This window comes from Agromyces mariniharenae, assembly GCF_008122505.1.
GTDB lineage: Bacteria > Actinomycetota > Actinomycetes > Actinomycetales > Microbacteriaceae > Agromyces > Agromyces mariniharenae.
On sequence record NZ_VSSB01000001.1, the window covers coordinates 1,914,848 to 1,930,583 of the forward strand.

Sequence of the window (15,736 nt, forward strand, 5' to 3'; positions counted from 1 at the left end):
TGAATACGACCGTGCTTCGACGGCGCCCTACCTCGCTCGTCGCACTGCTCATCGCACTCCTCACGACCTCCTCGCTGCTGCAGCCCGCCCAGGCCGTCGCCGTCGAGGACTCGACGCCCCAGCTGGTCTCCCTCCAGCGAGAATCCGGTGACGTCGTCGCGCACGGCGACGAGGTCGCCATCGCCTGGTCCTTCGACGCGCCCGTCGAATCGGTGATGGTGACCCTTCGCGACGGCCTGGGGGGTGTCCAGTACGCCACGGCCTGGGTCGGGAGCGGCGGTGCGGCATCCGGCGTCGCCCGCATCGTGGTCGACACGGCCACCTGGCCCGGCGGCACGTCCGTGTTCGGCGGCCTGTACTACACCTGGACGGCGGCGGACGGCGGGTGGAGGTCCGTGCAGCTCGACGCGACCGGTGCGGTGATCTGGAAGAGCGAGGGCGTCGGTGCGGTGTCGCCCGCCGGCGATCGGCTCGGGGTGGCGCCGTTCGAGGTCCGGTCGGATGTCGACCTGTCCGTGCCGCCGATGCTCACCAGTGCAACGCGCGTCTCCGCGGACACGCTCCGCGACGGTGACGTCGCCGAGGTCGCCTGGCAGGCCGATCGACCACTGCAGTCCGTGCGCTTCCGGTTCCGTGACCTGTTCGGCGGCCGCCACTTCGCGGAGTGGTCGGCCTGGCAGTCGGAGACCGGGTCGCCTTCGACCGAAGGTGTGGCGCGTGTTCCGGTGCTGACGTCGGCGTGGCCGGGTGGCGCGACGGCATTCGACGGCGTCGAGTACACCTGGGCCGGCGGATGGATCTCGCTCGGTGCGGACGGCGACGTCGAGAACCGCAGTCCCAACGGCCTCGCCGACGCGACCCTGCCGGGGGGCACGGACCTCCTGTCCTTCACGGTCGAGTCCGAGGTCGATCTGAGCGCGGTCCCGAAGCTGCTCTCGGCACAGCGGATCTCGCCGGATGTGGTGGTCGACGGCGACGAGGTGGTCGTGCGCTGGGCGTTCGACGGCCCCGTCGCGTCGGTGAACATCACCGTGCGCGATGCGATCGGCCGACTCCACGTGCTCAGTTCCGGGTGGAGCAGCACGCCGTCGGCGACCGGCGAGAGCCGGGCGGTCGTGGAGGATGCCGACTGGGCCGCGGGTCCGGTGCAGCTTCACGAGCTGAACTACACCTGGGGGTGGGGCACGGGCTCCGAGTGGGCGGTGCTGAACGCCGACGGCGACGTGGTCAGCATCAGCGACCCCGACGCCGACCTGCCCTCCGCCCGGGACGCGATGAACGTGGCGCCGTTCGAGGTGCGCTCCGGCGTCGACCTCACGAAGCCCGCGTCGCTGACGAGCGTCTCGCGCGTCTCGGCCGACGTGCTCGCCGACGGCGAGACGCTCGAGATCGCGTGGACCGCCGATCGACCGCTCGATCGGATCATCTTCCGCCTCCGGGACGGGCTGGGGGTCCAGCACACCGCGTGGTGGTCGATGTGGTCGGGCGGCGAGAACGTGCGACGGACGGAGGGCGTGGTCAGGGTGGAGATCGACACCGCCACGTGGTCGGGCGGAGAGACCGTGTTCGACGGGGTCGAGTACGGATGGCTCGGTGGATCGATGTCGCTCGATGCCGACGGCGACGTCGTCTTCCGCGAGCCGAGCGGGATCGCCGATGCGGCGCTCCCCGAGGGCGGGCTCGACGACCTCGCGTTCACGGTCGACTCGGACATCGATCTCGCAGCGGTGCCGTCCGTGATCTCGGTCACGCGGGAGTCCGCCGACGTGCTCGCCGGCGGCGGTGAGCTGCGGATCGCGTGGGAGACCGACGCGCCGGTGACGTGGATGTCCTTCCAGTTCGAGGACGGGTTCGGCCGACAGCAGTACGTCTGGTGGGTGGGCGATCCGTCCACGTCCGGCGTGATGACGGCCACGATCGACGCCGCGACGTGGGCGCCCGGGGATTCCGAGCTGGTGCAGGTCCGCTACTCGACGCCCACCGATCACACGTTGGCCCTGGCCCGCGACGGCTCGCAGTGGTCCAAGTGGCCGGCGGGGATCGACGACGCGAAGCCGTACGTGCCGGGGTTCGCTGCGCTCGACTTCGAACTCGACTCCGACGTGGTCTTCGAGGCGGTGCCGGTTCCGGCCCCGACGTTCACGGACGCCACGTGCGACGCTCCGGCGCACCTGAAGCTCGAGGACTTCCCGCACGGTTGGTGGTCGTGGGGCGAGACGTTCGGCGACCAGCTCGACGGCGAGCCGTGGGGCATCCAGGTCGGGAAGCCGTACGTGGTCACCGCGATCTTCGACGACGGCTGGGGCACGACGGGCCAGGCGCAGTGGACCTTCCGGCTCACCGATCCGGGTTCCTGCGAGCCCGAGCTGGAGCTGACGTCGGCGCCCGTGCCGATCGTGACGGGCGACCCCTCCGTCGGCTCGACGCTCGCGGCCGATGCCGGTGCATGGGAGCCGGCGCCGGTCGAGCTCTCGTACCAGTGGTTCCGTGACGGGCTGCCGGTGCCCGCCGCGGAGGACGACCGGTACGAGCTGACTGCCGCCGATGCCGGCACCACCGTCACGGTCGAGGTGACCGGAACGAAGACCGGGTACCGCACGACGGCACGGATGAGCGAGCCGGTGGAGGTCCAGCAGCCGTCGACGCGCGACATCCCGGCTGTCGTCCATGACGCGCTCGACGAGCTCGGCCCGCGCCGGCTCGTGGTTCGGACCGAGCCGGGCGTCATCGGCCGCATGATCTCGCAGGCGATCGCGGCATCGAAGGGCGCGCCGCGATCGGACGCGGAGGTCGACGTGTTCGCGGCATCCGCGCAGTACTCGGCCGAGCACTTCGCGCCCGGCGTCGAGGTCGTCTACGTGGCGAGCGGTGTCGGACTCCGGGCGGCACCGACCGTCGACGCGCTCGACGGCCCCCTGCTGCTCGTGACGCCCTCGTCGATCCCGCCGGTCGTCGAGGCGGAACTCGCCCGCCTGCAGCCGAAGCGCATCGTGGTGCTCGACGGCGCTCGCGGGATCGGCCGCCCGGTCGTGCAGGCGCTCGAGGGATACCTCCACTGAAACGACGAGCGGATGCCGTACCCGGGTGGGTCCGGCATCCGCTCGTGTTCGCTCGACGCCGTCGGGCGCCGCGGGGTGGGCTACTCGCCCGCGACGACCAGCTCGTCGAGCGGCTTGCGCATGCGCGGAGCGACCTCGCGCTCGCGCAGGGGCTCGGGGAGCGCGTCGACGTCGCCGAGCACGCCGATCGCGGTGATCGAGACGACCTCGAGGTGGTCGGCGAGGCCGAAGGCCTGCGCGATGCGGGCGCCGTCGAAGCCGCCCATCTGGTGGGTGTGCAGGCCCTCGTGCTGCGCCTGGACGGTGAGGTGCGCGACGGCCTGGCCGAGGTCGTAGCGTGCCCAGGGGCGGGGCTTGCCCTCGGCGTCGGCGGTCTCGGCGATGTTCACGATGAGCACCGCGGCGGAGTCGGCCCAGGCCTGGTTGAAGCCCATGAGCGCGTCGTGCACGGTCGTGAACGCGTCGCTGCCGCGGCGGGCGACGATGAAGCGCCACGGCTGGGTGTTGTTCGCCGACGGCGCCCAACGGGCGGCCTCGAGGATGGTGCGGAGCACGTCGGTCGAGACCTCGGCCGTGGGGTCGTAGGCGCGCGGGCTCCAGCGCTCGACGAGCGGGTGGATGAGCGGCGCGGTGGTGTCGGCCTTGCGGGAGGTGAGGTCGGTGACGAGGGTCATGAGCGATCAGCTTTCGAGCGATGGAGCGGTTGCCGGGGCGCCGTCGACCCAGTCCATTCCAACGCATGGAAGCTGGAGATATTCCGGATGCCGCAGCGAGACGCAGCCGGAACTTCGGAACTTCGGAACCTCGGAACTTCGGAACCGAGTTCTCCGGCGGAACCTCAGGCGGCGGCGTGCAGCTCCTCGCGGATGCCGGTGACGAAGTCGTCGATGTCGGCCTCGCTCGTGTCGAACGAGCACATCCAGCGCACCTCGTTGCGTGAGGCGTCCCAGTCGTAGAACTTGAAGCCGCGGTCGCGCAGCCGGTCGGCGACCCCCGCCGGAAGGGTGGCGAACACGCCGTTCGACTGGGTCTCCTGCGTGAAGCCGAGGCCGGGCAGGTCGCCAGAGGCGATGCCGGCGTCGAGCGCGTCGCGCAGCCGTCGGGCCATCGCGTTCGCGTGCGACGCGCTGCGGATCCACAGGTCGCCCTCGAGGAGCGCCACGAGCTGCGCCGAGACGAACCGCATCTTCGAGGCGAGCTGCATGTTGAGCTTGCGCAGGTACTTCAGGCCCTCGGATGCCTCGGGGTTCAGCACGACGATGGCCTCGGCTCCGAGCGCGCCGTTCTTGGTGCCGCCGAAGCTCAGCACGTCGACCCCGGCGTCGCGCGTGAAGGCGCGGAGCGGCAGCCCGAGCGACGCGGCCGCGTTCGAGAGCCGGGCGCCGTCGAGGTGCAGGCGCATGCCCCGCTCGTGCACGTGATCGGCGATCGCCCGGATCTCCTCGGCGGTGTACGCCGTGCCGAGCTCGGTCGTCTGCGTGATCGACGCGACGAGCGGCTGCGCGCGGTGCTCGTCGCCCCACCCCCACGCCTCGCGGTCGATGAGCTCGGGCGTGAGCTTGCCGTCAGGCGTCGGCACGGTGAGGAGCTTGATGCCGCCGACGCGCTCGGGCGCGCCGCCCTCGTCGGAGTTGATGTGCGCCGTCGACGCCGAGACGACCGCGCCCCAGCGGGGCAGCATCGACTGCAGGCCCGTCACGTTGGCACCCGTGCCGTTGAACACGGGGAACACCTCGACGCCCTCGCCGAAGTGGCCCGCGAACACCGCCTGCAGGCGCTCAGTGTACTGGTCCTCGCCGTAGGCGATCTGGTGCCCGCCGTTCGCGGCGGCGATCGCGTCGAGCACCTCGGGGTGCACGCCGGAGTAGTTGTCGGAGGCGAAGCCGCGGAAGCCTGGGTCGTGGAGCTGGTCGGTCACCGGACCATCCTGCCATCCGGCCGTTCGGCCGCCGAACCGAGCGGATGCCGCGGCCGCCCGCCGACGGCACGGAAGCCGTGTTGGAGAGCGGGGAGGGGACCCGGCGCCGGTAGGGCGGCGCCGGGCCCTCATCCGATCAACGGTGGAGTGAGTACCGCTTCGTGAGGAGCAGGCCCGCGCCGGCGATGAGCACCAGCACGGCCAGTCCCGCGAGGTCGGCGTTCGCGCCCGTGGAGGCGAGCGTCGCTGCGGCCGGGATCACCCTCGTCCCGTGCGACGACGCCACCGTCGAGCCGTCCGAGCCGCCCGGGCCCGTCGGGTTCGACGGATCGGTCGGGTCGGTCGGATCCGTCGGATCGACGGGGTCCACCGGGTCGACGGGGTCGACCGGGTCGACGGGCGGGTTGACGACGGTCGTCGCCCCGTCCGTCGTGCTGTCGCCGATGACCGAGATCGCGTTTCCGCCGATCGTGATGGGCAGGGACAGGACCGGGATGAGCTGTGTTCCCCCGAGCAGCCCGTCGGATCCGTCCGTCGTGGCGGAACCGCCCCCGGTTCCCGTCGTCACCACCGTCGTCGCGTCGCGCGACGTGGCGTCCCCGATCACGGAGACGGCGTTGCCGGCGACCGTGACCGGGAGGTCGAGGTCCGCGAGCAGCTGGGTGCCGCCGAGGATGGAGTCCTCGCCCGAGGTCCACGCGTCGCCGCCGTGGGCGGTGCCGTCGCCGGAGCCGCCGGTGGCGACCCGGGTCTCGGCGTCCTTCGACCTGGCGTCCCCGATCACGGAGACGGCGTTGCCGGCGACCGTGACCGGGAGGTCGAGGTCCGCGAGCAGCTGGGTGCCGCCGAGGATGGAGTCCTCGCCCGACGTCCACGCGTCGCCGCCGTGGGCGGTGCCGTCGCCGGAGCCGCCGGTGGCGACCCGGGTCTCGGCGTCCTTCGCCGTCGCGTCCCCGATCACCGAGATCGCGTTGCCGCTGACGGTGATCGGTGCCGACAGGTCGATGAGCGCCTGCGTGCCGCCGAGGATCGAGTCCTCGCCGCTCGTCGTCGCCGACCCGCCACCGGATGCCGCGGTCGACTCGGATGCCGCAGCCGGCTCCGACGTCACGACCGCCGTGGAGGCGTCGCTCGACGAGCTGTCGCCGATCACCGAGATCGCGTTGCCCGCGATCGTCACCGGCGCCGAGACGTCGACCAGGGCCTGCGTCCCCGAGCCGATGCCGTCGTCACCCGAGGTGACGGCGACGGGCTCGGATCCTCCGCCCGTGGCGACGAGGGTCGTGGCATCCGACGAGTGCGAGTCCCCGATGACGGAGATCGCATTGCCGCTCACCGTGACCGGGGCCTCGATCGAGATCCCGAGCTGGGTTCCGGAGAGGATGCCGTCGTCGCCGCCCGTTTCGGACGCGTGCGCCACGCCGGCTCCGAGGAGCGTGAGCCCCCCGGCGAAGAGGGTCGCGTACAGCGCCCTCAAGGCCAATCGCTTCATGTTCAGTCCTCCTGACTGGATTCGGAATGTCGCTCCCGGGCAGGGAGCGATGATCGTCTCCACCCGCCGGACGGCAGGCGGAGCAGACCCCGATCAGTCAGGGGTGGTGTCGGTGTCGTACACCGGCGACGACGGGAGTTCGTCGTCGACCGAGTTGAGCACCAGCGACGCGAGCGCGTCGAGGCCGAACGCGGTGAAGGCCGCGTCGGAGGTTCCGGATGCCCCGCCGGCACCGCCGGCACCGGCCGCGCCCGAGCCGCCGCCGTTGCCGGCGGGCGAGGCGGGGAGGTCGCCGCCACCGGGCGGCAGGCCGCCGCCGGAGGGCGTGATCGTGCCAGGCGGAGCCGTGGCAGCGACGGGTGCCGGGGACGAGCGTGTCGTGCCCGCCGGAAGCCCGGATCCCGACGGTGCGGCGGCAGCCGCGCTCGAGCCGTCACCCGGCAGCCCTGGAACGCCGGGTCCTCCTGTGCCCGGCGACCCGGGGGCGCCCGGGAACAGCGGGATCACGGGAAGCTGCGGGAGGATCCCGCTGCCGTCGGTGGGCAGTTCCCCCGTCGAACCCACGACGGCGCCGAGCGTGCCGTCGACGAGGCCGGCGACCGGGGCGACCACCCCACCCAGGGTGTCGTCGCCGACGAGGTCGCCGACGATCGGAACCGAGCCGACCACGCCGTCGAGCAGCCCGGTGACCGGCGCCGTGACGGCGCCGACCGTGCCGCCGCCGGCAACGTCGGAGACGGTGCCGGTGAGCCCGTCGACGACGGTGCCCACCGCAGTGTTCGCGCTCGAGACCGTGGCGTTCGCGGCATCCGTCGCCGTCTCGACGACCGCGGGAGCGGCCTCGGGCACCGGCGCGGGAGCCGCCGCGACGACGGGCTGCAGCACCTCGCCGACCGGCGAGACGACGGTGTCGACCACCTCGCCGAGCGTGTCACCGGCCGCGCCGGTGACCTCGGTGGCGGTGCCGACGACGGAGCCCACCGCTCCGAGGAGCCCGCTCGGCTCGGGCTCGTCGGCCGAGGCGCTCGTCGACGACGCGAAGAGGCTGATCGCGAGCCACAGCGTGGCGAAGACCGCGGCGAGGAGGGCGTAGCGGACCCACGGCACCTGCCGTGCGGCATCCGCTGTCGCCATTGGCCCTCCCCTTGCCTGTTCCCGACCGTACTTGCCGGAGCATGTGCAGGTCCACCCATTCCCGCGAAAGGATTCCTCGTGTTTCGTGGCCGGCATGCACCCGGACGAGCCGTCACGACGGCCGGCGACGCTCCCCCCGCAGCGCCTCCGAGAACGGCACCCGGGCGCCGGTGCGCAGGAGCGAGTAGCGGTAGATCCGCTCGCCCACGAGCACCGCGAGCACGGTCGCGGCGATGAGGATCACGAGCGACAGCAGGGGTTCCCACCACTCCGCCTGGCCGAGGAAGATCCGCACGGGCATGCCCACCGGCGCCGAGAACGGCACGTAGCTCATGATCGCGAGCACCGTCGGGTCGTCGTTGAAGAACACGACGAGGAAGTACGGGATCATCACGAGCATCGTCACGGGCGTGGTCACCGATCCGATGTCCTCGGCGCGCGAGACGGTCGCGGCGGTCGCGGCGAACAGCGCGGCGAGCATCACGAAGCCGACCACGAAGAACACCACGAACCAGACGACGGATGCCCCGAGCCCCCCGAGCAGCACCCGCTGGCCGGTCACGGCGAGGCCCACGATCGCGAGCGCGCCGATGGCGATGATCTGCCCGAACGCCATCACGCTGTTGCCGAGCACCTTGCCCGTGAGCAGGGCGCGCGCCGACACCGTGGAGAGCAGGATCTCGATGATGCGGGTCTGCTTCTCCTCGACGACCGACTGCGCGATCGTCTGCCCGAAGGTGAGCGCCGAGAAGAAGAACACGATGCCGAAGGCGAAGGCCACGAGGTAGGCGAGGAGCGGGTCCGCGGGGGCCGGCTCGAGCACCACCATCGGCGGGACCACCGCGAGCGCCTCGGCCACGTCGTCGGGGAGCTGGTCGAGGCCGATGACCGTGACGTCGAGGCCGGCGGCCGCGGCATCCGTCGACCTCGAGTCCGAGGTCGCCTCGAGGCCGGATGCCGCGACGACGTCGGTCGGCGCCACGATCGCGGACACCTCGTCGTCGCGGAGCATCGCCTCGGCGGCGTCGAGGTCGTCGGCCGGCACCGGCTCGAGCGTGGACGCACCGGCCACCACATCGGATGCCGCGCCGACCACGGCGACCTTCGTGGGCTCGCTGTTCGCGGCGAACACGGAGCCCAGGATCACCGAGGCGAGCACGGCGACCATGAGCACGATCGTCGAGATGACGAACGCCCTGCTCCGCAGGCGAGACGTGACCTCGCGCGAGGCGACCAGCCAGGCGGCCTCCGTGAAGCGCGGCTCGCGGCGTTCGGCCGCGGCATCCGCCGGACGGGGCGCGCGACCCGCGCGCGTGTCGAGCTTCGAGCTCATCGGACGACCTCCCGGAAGATCTGGGCGAGCGTGGTCTGCTCGCGGCCGAAGCTCACGACGTCGCCGCGCGAGACGGCCTCCGCGAGCACCGCATGGCGCGCCGACTCGGTCGACGCCTCGAAGAGGGCCCAGCCGCCGTCGAAGCTCACGACGTCGACGCCGGGGACGCCCCGCACCCAGCCCGCGTCGCCGGTCGTGAGCAGCTCCCAGCGCTCGGAGCCGTGCTCCGCGCGGAGGGCCTCGCGGGAGCCGGCGGCGCGGATCCGTCCGTCGGCGATGATCACGAGGTCGTCGCAGAGGCGCTCGACCACGTCGAGCTGGTGCGAGGAGAAGAGCACGGGCGCGCCCTGCGCGGCGGCATCCGACAGCACCGACTGCACGGTCTCGACGGCCATCGGGTCGAGACCCGAGAACGGCTCGTCGAGCACGAGCACCTCGGGCCGGTGCACGAGGGCCGCGGCGATCTGCGCGCGCTGCTGGTTGCCGAGCGAGAGGGACTCCACGGTGTCGTCGAGGCGCTCGCCGAGGCCGAGCCGCTCGAGCAGCTCGGCGGCGTTGCGGCGCGCGGCGACGGGCGCCCAGCCGTGCAGCCGCGCGAGGTAGACCGTCTGCTCGAGCACGCGCATCTTCGGGTAGAGGCCGCGCTCCTCGGGCATGTAGCCGAAGCGGCGGCGGTCGGTCGCGGTGACCGCGGCGCCGTCGATCGTCACGGTGCCCGAGTCGGTGGCGAGCACGCCGAGCACGATCCGCATGGCGGTGGTCTTGCCGGCGCCGTTGCCGCCGACGAATCCCGTGAGCCGGCCGTCGCCGACCGTGAAGCTCACGGAGTCGAGCGCGAGGCGGTCGCCGTAGCGCTTCGTGAGGTCGTGGAGTTCGAGCATGGCCACACGCTACGGATGCCGCGACGGCGCGGCATCCGTCGGCCGGATGGTTCGGGGGCTCCGCCGCGCGGGGGAGGCGGAGGTCGCGGGGTCTCGCGACGCCACCCGCGCCGGCCGCGCCGGCTCCTCGTCCTCCCAAGGGTTCCCGATGTCGGCGGGTCTGGTTACCCTCGCATGGTGACCGAGGGAACGGACGTCCCCGAGGCGGGGGCGACAGCAGCGACCGAAGCGACGGCTGAACGCGAGGACGGAGCGGCGACCGGGCGAGCGGCGAGCCCGCAGCCGCCGCCGCACGGCATGCGCACGTTCCTGCAGGTGCTCGCCAACACCGCGATCGCGAACGTCACCACGAGCTTCCTGTGGTTCGCGCTGACCTTCTGGGTCTACCTCGAGACGCGATCGGTGCTCGCCACGGGCATCATCGGCGGCGCGTACATGCTGCTCATCGCGTTCTTCGCGATGCTGTTCGGCACCATCGTCGACCGGCATCGCAAGCTCCAGGTGATGATCTTCTCGAGCCTCGTGACGCTCGGGTCGTTCGTGGTCGCGGGCGTGCTCTTCCTCCTGCAGCCCGAATCGGCGCTCCTCGACCTGGGCGGGCCGTGGTTCTGGGCGTTCACGGGCGTCATCCTGTTCGGCTCGGTGGTCGAGCACATGCGCAACATCGCGCTGTCCACGACGGTCACCCTGCTCGTGCCCGAGGAGCGCCACGCGAACGCCAACGGCATGGTCGGCACGGTCCAGGGCGTCGCGTTCATCGTGACGAGCGTGTTCAGCGGCCTCGCGATCGGGCTGCTCGGCATGGGGTGGACGCTCGTGATCGCGATCGCCCTCACGCTCGTGGCGCTCGTGCACCTGCTCTTCCTGAAGGTGCCCGAGCCGCGCCCCGAGCCGCCCGAGGGCGAGCGAGCCCCGACGATCGACTTCCGCGGGAGCGTCGCGGCGGTGCGGAACGCGCCCGGGCTGTTCGCGCTGATCCTGTTCTCGACGCTGAACAACCTCATCGGCGGCGTCTACATGGCGCTCATGGACCCCTACGGCCTCACGATCTTCTCCGTGGAGGTCTGGGGCATCGTGCTCGGCGTCACCGCGACCGGGTTCATCATCGGCGGCCTCGCGATCGCGAAGTTCGGCCTCGGCAGGAACCCGATCCGCACGATGCTGCTCGTCGTGATCGCGATGGGCGTGCTCGGTGCGTTCTTCACGATCCGCGAGTGGTGGCTCCTCTACGCCCTCGGCATCTGGGCCTACATGTCGATCATCCCCGTGGTGGAGGCGTCCGAGCAGACCGTGATCCAGAAGGTCGTGCCGTTCCAGCGCCAGGGTCGCGTGTTCGGGTTCGCCGCGGCCGTCGAGTCGGCGGCGGCGCCCGTCACCGCGTTCCTCATCGCGCCGATCGCGCAGTTCTGGATCATCCCGTACATGGAGTCCGAGCAGGGGCAGGCGACGTGGGGCTGGCTGCTCGGCGACGGCGACGCCCGCGGCATCGCCCTCGTGTTCTTCTTCGCGGGCCTGATCATGGTGGTGCTGGCGCTGCTCGCCTTCACGACGAAGTCGTACCGGCTGCTCTCCGCGGAGTACGCAGGCACCACCGAGTCGGTGCCCGCACCCGAGCCCGGGGCGGAGGAGCAGGCGGCCGCAGACCCGCGTCGCTGAGCCGCGGCACTCCGGGTCGAGCGGTCCGCGGCTAGGCGCCGGGCTGCACGACGCCGTGCTCGTACGCGTACACCACGGCGTGCACGCGATCGCGCAGGCCCAGCTTCTGCAGCACCTTCGAGACGTGGGTCTTCACCGTCGCCTCTCCGACCCAGAGGCGCGACGCGATCTCGGCGTTCGAGCGGCCCTCGGCGAGGAGCTCGAGCACCTCGCGCTCGCGCTCGGTGAGCGACGCCAGCTCGGGCGGCACGGGTCTGGCGTCGGATGCCGCGTGCCGGGCGGGCGCGGTCGGTGCCGGGCGGGCGGACGCGGTCGATGCAGACGGTTCGGACGGCGCGGTGCTCGCGGCATCCGTCGGCTGCGTCGCCGTCGCGCCGCGCGCCGCGGCCGCCTGGATGACCTTGCGCGTGACGTCGGGCGAGAGCAGCGCGTCGCCGCGTGCGACGACCTGCACCGCATCGATGAGCTGCTCGGGGCTGGAGTTCTTGAGCAGGAACCCGCTCGCACCCGCTTCCAGCGCCTGGAAGAGGTAGTCCTCTCGGTTGAACGTCGTGAGCACGAGCACGGCTGGGCGGTCGCCGTGCTCGGCGACGATGCGCCGGGTGGCGGTGAGGCCGTCGACGCCGGGCATCTGCACGTCCATGCAGACCACGTCGGGGTCGAGCGCGGTCACGGCGGCGATCGCGGCGGCGCCGTCGGCGGCCTCGCCGACGACCTCGATGCCGGGCTCAGAGTCGAGGATCGTGCGGAAGCCGCCGCGCACGAGCGCCTGGTCGTCGACCACCAGCACCCTGATCGTCACGACACGGCCCCGGCGCGACGCAGCGGCAGCGTCGCGCGCACGAGGTAGCCGCCGCGGTGCCGCGCGCCGAGCTCGAGGTCGCCGCCGACCGCGGAGACCCGCTCGCGCATGCCCGCCTGGCCGAGTCCGCCCGAACGGGCGGCGACCGTCGATCCCGCTCCCGTGTCGCTGACCTCGAGCTCGAGCTCGTCATCGGCCCAGCGCACGCGCACGTCGGCGGTGGCGCCGACGCCGGCGTGCTTGCGCACGTTCGTCAGCGCCTCCTGCACGAGCCGATACGCCGTGATGCCGACGACGCCGCTCGTCTCGCGCGGCGTGCCGATCACGCCGAGCGTCGTGGGGACGCCGCTGGCGGAGGACTCGGCGACGAGCCCGGGGAGGTCGGCGAGCCCGTGCGGGGCCGCTTCGGCTGGGGCGTCCGTGTCGCCGTCATCGCCCTCGCCGTCGCCCTGCCGCAGGGTGCCGAGCAGGCCGTGGAGCTCGGCCACCGCCTCGCGCGCGCTGTGCTCGATGGCCGTGAGGGATGCCGCAGCCTCGTCAGGGTCGCGGGCGAGCACCCGGCGGGCGGCTCCCGCCTGCACGCCGATGACCGACACGTGGTGCGCGACGACATCGTGCAGCTCGCGGGCGATGCGCAGCCGCTCGATCGCGACCGCCTGCTCGCGCGTGCGCTCGCGCTCGGCGGCGAGCTCCTCGGTGCGCTGCTCGAGCGCGACCCGCTCGCGCGCCGAACGGTAGGCGTTGTCGCCGAAGTACCACGCGCCGCCGAAGTAGAGGAGGTTCGTGACCACGTTGATGAGCGCGTACGCGACGTAGGGCGACACGAGGCCGCCCTCGCGGGACATCTCGGGCAGGTGGTCGGGTGCGTTCGCCGCGACGACGAGCCCCCAGATGAGCCACACGAACATGCCGAGCACGATGCCGGCGCGCACCAGCAGCGCGATCCGGCGGCTGCGCCCCCACGCACCGAGCGTGTAGATCGCGATGAACAGCGTGATGTTCGAGAACAGCAGCTCGCCGATCTCGGCCATCGCGCCGACGAAGAACGCGACCGAGGCCGTGATCGCGACGACCTCGGGGGCGACGCGGCGCCAGGCGAGCGGCAGCGACATCGTCGCGGCCCAGATCGCCGAGTGCCAGTACGGCGCCCCGTCGGCGACGCCGGCCGCGCGGTACAGCGCGGTGCTTCCGAGCGTGCCGCCGAGGAGCACCAGCGCGAGCAGCAGGTCGTTGCGCCGCTGCGCCGGCGTCGGCCGGGGCCGCACCCACTCGACGCCGTCGACGACGGGCGAGGCGGCGGATGCTGCGGCGGTCACCCGTTCACGCTAGCCGCGGCGGCGGGGCGCGGCATCCGTCACGCGACGGATGTCTCGCGCGCCCGCGTCGTCCGCCTCCTGCCTCGCGACCCCCGCCCTCACCGCACCGCGTACTGCATGGTCACGAGGCCGCCCGGGTAGGTGACGACGTCGTCGAGCCGGAGCCGGCGCTCGCCGAGGCCGGACGGCGTGAACGAGCGGCCGGCCCCGATGACCGCGGGCACGACGCGGAGCCGCAGCTCGTCGACGAGGCCCGCCGCGAACAGCGCGTCGGTCAGCGTGAGGCTGCCCCAGACGATGATCGACCCGGCGCGGTCCTTGAGCGCCGAGACCGACTCTGCCGCGTCCCCGCGCAGCACCTCGATGGCGCCGTCGCCCCAGGGCGCGACGTCGAGCGTGTTCGACGCCACGTACTTGGGCAGGCGGGCGATCGGCTCGGCCACGGGCTCGACGGCCGGGTCGGCCTTCGGCCAGTAGTCGGCGAACATCGAGTACGTGCGGCGGCCGAGCAGGATCGCGTCGACCCGCCTGAGCAGCTCGAGCTGCCCGGGCTCGTTCGGCGTCAGGTCGGCGTCCATCGCGCCGAAGAACGAGATCCCGCCGTCGGCGTCCTCGGCGTAGCCGTCGACGGTCACGACCTGCTCGACGATGAGGCGGCCCATCAGCGCGCCCTGGCGGTGAGCTGCTCGGCCAGCAGGTCGAACGCGGAGTCCCACCCGTCGTAGACGTCCTCGTCGCCGGGCTCGGCGTGGATCCCCCTCAGGTGGAAGAGCATCTCGGTGCGGTCGCCCTCGAGCTCGCGCAGGTCGACGGTGATGAGCGGCGCGGTGTCGTCGGGATCGCCGGGCGACGCCCACGTGAAGACGAGCCGCCTCGGCGGGTCGACCTCGCGGTACACGCCGACGGTCGGGTACTCCTCCCCGTCGGCCGGGTTCACCATCGTATAGGCGTACCGTCCGCCGGGCCTGACGTCGATCGCGACGCTGCCCTCCTTGATCTCGATGCCGCGCGGATGCCACCATTCAGCGGCATCCGCCGACTCGGTCCACGCTCGCCAGACCAGCTCGCGGGGTGCGTCGAAGACGCGGGTGATGGTGAACTGCGCCTCCTGCGTGCGCTCGGTCATGAGGTCTCCCCTTTCATGCGGCGGAGCTGCCGGTCGAGCAGGTCGAACCGCTCGTTCCACTCGCCGCGGTGCCGTTCGACCCACTCGGATGCCTCGTCGAGCGGCTCGGTGCGCAGGGTGCAGGTGCGCCACTGCGCGTGCGCGGTGCGCTCGATGAGCCCGGCCCGCTCGAGCACGTTGAGGTGCTGCGAGATCGCGGGCCGGCTCATCGCGAACGGCTCGGCCAGTTCCCCGACGGTCGTCGGCCCGACGCGCAGACGCGAGAGGATCGCGCGTCGCGTCGGATCGGCGAGCGCCTGGAACACGAGGCTGAGCTCGTCGTCCGCGGCTGCCATGTAAGCAACTCCTTATGTAATGATTTCCTTAACCATAGGTCCAGTCGGATGCCGCGTCAACCCTCTCGTGCCAGTCGCCTCTCCCGTGTTCGCTCGCCCGCCCGCACCCTCGGCCATGAACCGGCTCGTTCGTTGCCACGAACGAAGGAACTTCCGGCCGGCACGCCGAGCGGACGGGTCCGACACGCCGTCGGGTCGTCGATTCGTCCTGCATTCGGATGCCGCGGGCCCGCGGCATCCGCGATGATCGGGTCATGACCGGACCCGTGCGCAACCTGCAGGCCGCCCTCGACTCATTCGCGGAGCCGTGGTCGCCGAGACGCCTCGCCAGCGTGAACGACTACGACGTCAAGGTGTTCAAGGCGCAGGGGGAGTTCACCTGGCACTCGCATCCCGACACCGACGAGTTGTTCCTCGTGATCTCGGGGCGGCTCGTGATCCAGCGGCGCGAGGCCGACGGCGGCGACGTCGAGCTCGGTCCGGGCGACGTCTACGTCGTGCCGCGCGGCGTGGAGCACTGCCCGCGTGCCGACGGCGAGGTGTCGGCGCTGCTCATCGAGCCGCAGGGAACCGTGAACACGGGCGACACTCCGAGCGCCCGCACCGCGACGCTACGCGAGCTCGACGACTAGCTGCCGCGGCATCCGATCGGCCGGCGTCCATGTGGACGAGCGATGCCGCCCG

14 protein-coding genes are annotated in these 15,736 nt (G+C 72.3%); 3 read left to right on the forward strand and 11 right to left on the reverse strand.

What is annotated here, in order from left to right:
* Positions 1-11 precede the first annotated feature (11 nt).
* Positions 12-3,059: a hypothetical protein gene (locus FYC51_RS08810; protein WP_148733200.1), complete on the forward strand. Its 3,048-nt coding sequence runs from the start codon at positions 12-14 to the stop codon at positions 3,057-3,059.
* Positions 3,060-3,139: 80 nt separating this feature from the next.
* On the opposite strand, the gene FYC51_RS08815 is transcribed toward FYC51_RS08810, so the two are convergent.
* The 6 genes from FYC51_RS08815 to FYC51_RS08840 form a co-directional block, all read right to left on the reverse strand.
* Complete coding sequence (locus FYC51_RS08815; protein ID WP_148733201.1) at positions 3,140-3,733, reverse strand: nitroreductase family protein; 594 nt, start codon at positions 3,731-3,733, stop codon at positions 3,140-3,142.
* Between the two features lie 164 nt (positions 3,734-3,897).
* Entirely contained in the window at positions 3,898-4,977 is a 1,080-nt protein-coding gene (locus FYC51_RS08820; RefSeq protein WP_148733202.1) for a threonine aldolase family protein, read from the reverse strand.
* Positions 4,978-5,113: 136 nt separating this feature from the next.
* On the reverse strand, positions 5,114-6,469 hold the full coding sequence (locus tag FYC51_RS08825) for a chaplin family protein (protein ID WP_148733203.1): 1,356 nt from the start codon (positions 6,467-6,469) through the stop codon (positions 5,114-5,116).
* A gap of 93 nt (positions 6,470-6,562) precedes the next feature.
* The gene (locus FYC51_RS08830; RefSeq protein WP_148733204.1) at positions 6,563-7,603 is read right to left on the reverse strand and encodes a hypothetical protein; all 1,041 of its coding nucleotides are present in this window, start codon (positions 7,601-7,603) and stop codon (positions 6,563-6,565) included.
* A 112-nt stretch (positions 7,604-7,715) separates the two neighbouring features.
* A complete protein-coding gene (locus tag FYC51_RS08835) occupies positions 7,716-8,936 on the reverse strand; it encodes an ABC transporter permease (protein ID WP_148733205.1) in 1,221 nt (406 codons plus the stop codon).
* Positions 8,933-9,817, reverse strand: a complete 885-nt coding sequence (locus FYC51_RS08840; protein WP_148733206.1) for an ABC transporter ATP-binding protein — start codon at positions 9,815-9,817, stop codon at positions 8,933-8,935. Before FYC51_RS08840 ends, FYC51_RS08835 begins: the two co-directional genes overlap by 4 nt.
* Positions 9,818-10,114: 297 nt before the next feature.
* Between FYC51_RS08840 and FYC51_RS08845 the strand changes: the two genes are divergently transcribed.
* Positions 10,115-11,473, forward strand: coding sequence for an MFS transporter (locus FYC51_RS08845; protein ID WP_148734208.1), 1,359 nt, complete (start codon positions 10,115-10,117; stop codon positions 11,471-11,473).
* Between the two features lie 31 nt (positions 11,474-11,504).
* Here the strand turns inward: FYC51_RS08845 and FYC51_RS08850 are convergent, their stop codons facing one another.
* From FYC51_RS08850 to FYC51_RS08870, 5 genes are all read right to left on the reverse strand, one after another.
* Entirely contained in the window at positions 11,505-12,275 is a 771-nt protein-coding gene (locus FYC51_RS08850; protein WP_148733207.1) for a response regulator, read from the reverse strand.
* Positions 12,272-13,591, reverse strand: coding sequence for a sensor histidine kinase (locus tag FYC51_RS08855; protein ID WP_238476275.1), 1,320 nt, complete (start codon positions 13,589-13,591; stop codon positions 12,272-12,274). Before FYC51_RS08855 ends, FYC51_RS08850 begins: the two co-directional genes overlap by 4 nt.
* Before the next feature lie 98 nt (positions 13,592-13,689).
* The gene (locus FYC51_RS08860; RefSeq protein WP_148733208.1) at positions 13,690-14,253 is read right to left on the reverse strand and encodes a dihydrofolate reductase family protein; all 564 of its coding nucleotides are present in this window, start codon (positions 14,251-14,253) and stop codon (positions 13,690-13,692) included.
* Complete coding sequence (locus tag FYC51_RS08865; RefSeq protein WP_148733209.1) at positions 14,253-14,717, reverse strand: SRPBCC family protein; 465 nt, start codon at positions 14,715-14,717, stop codon at positions 14,253-14,255. The genes FYC51_RS08860 and FYC51_RS08865 overlap by 1 nt, the downstream gene beginning before the upstream one ends.
* Positions 14,714-15,052, reverse strand: a complete 339-nt coding sequence (locus FYC51_RS08870; protein WP_148733210.1) for an ArsR/SmtB family transcription factor — start codon at positions 15,050-15,052, stop codon at positions 14,714-14,716. The genes FYC51_RS08865 and FYC51_RS08870 overlap by 4 nt, the downstream gene beginning before the upstream one ends.
* A gap of 254 nt (positions 15,053-15,306) precedes the next feature.
* Here FYC51_RS08870 and FYC51_RS08875 point away from each other — a divergent pair, with 254 nt between their 5' ends.
* Positions 15,307-15,684, forward strand: coding sequence for a cupin domain-containing protein (locus tag FYC51_RS08875; RefSeq protein ID WP_148733211.1), 378 nt, complete (start codon positions 15,307-15,309; stop codon positions 15,682-15,684).
* Positions 15,685-15,736: the final 52 nt, after the last annotated feature.